Genomic DNA, 617 nt, shown 5'->3' with positions numbered 1-617 from the left:
CGTCAGGCTCATAACCTGAAGGTCACAGGTTCAAATCCTGTCCCCGCACCCAAGGGTCTTTTACGAAATAGCCGCCTTCGGGCGGCTTTTTTCGTTTCTAGATCTTTGTTCCCGGCTCACCAGAACGGCTTGGCGTCGAGCAGGTCGTCCAGCGCCTTGCTGGCGGCTTTCAGCAGATCGCCTTGGTCATCGGCCAGCACCACGCGAGCAGCGTCGCGGGCGAGCATCGCATCGCCATGGGCGGCGGTTTCGACCAGGGCTTCACGGACGCTGCGGTCGTTGAGTTCGCCTAGCCGGTCCTGCACGAGCTTCGAGGCCTCGATGAAAGCTTCGGCGCGTTTCGGATGGTCCGGAAACAGCACCGCGAGATCCTCGGCGGCGTAGCGCAGGGTCTTGCCCTTCAGGCGCAGCTTGTGGCGCGCATGGGCGTCGAGGTCGGCGAAATGCTTGGCGCGTTTCTTCATCTGCTGGCGGCGATGCTCGAGCACATCGGCGGCATAGGCGTCCGCTCTGCCGTTGCGGAGATCCTTCAGGGCCGGGTCGCGGGTCCAGGCGCCGGCTTCCAGCCAGGCGGCGGCCTCCAGCAGGACGTCGCGAGCGCGCGGGCTCTCCAGCGC

At 65.3% G+C, this 617-nt stretch carries 1 protein-coding gene; it reads right to left on the bottom strand.

Features of this window, described 5'->3' with window-relative positions:
* Positions 1–116: 116 nt before the first annotated feature.
* Positions 117–617: CHAD domain-containing protein (locus J7528_RS23905; protein ID WP_291879847.1), on the bottom strand; the 501-nt coding region annotated here is incomplete at its 5' end.

It is taken from the genome of Caulobacter sp. (genome assembly GCF_017744445.1).
Taxonomy (GTDB): Bacteria; Pseudomonadota; Alphaproteobacteria; order Caulobacterales; family Caulobacteraceae; genus Caulobacter.
Note: the sequence above shows the minus strand (reverse complement) of the source record. Positions and strands in the feature narration are given on the sequence as shown.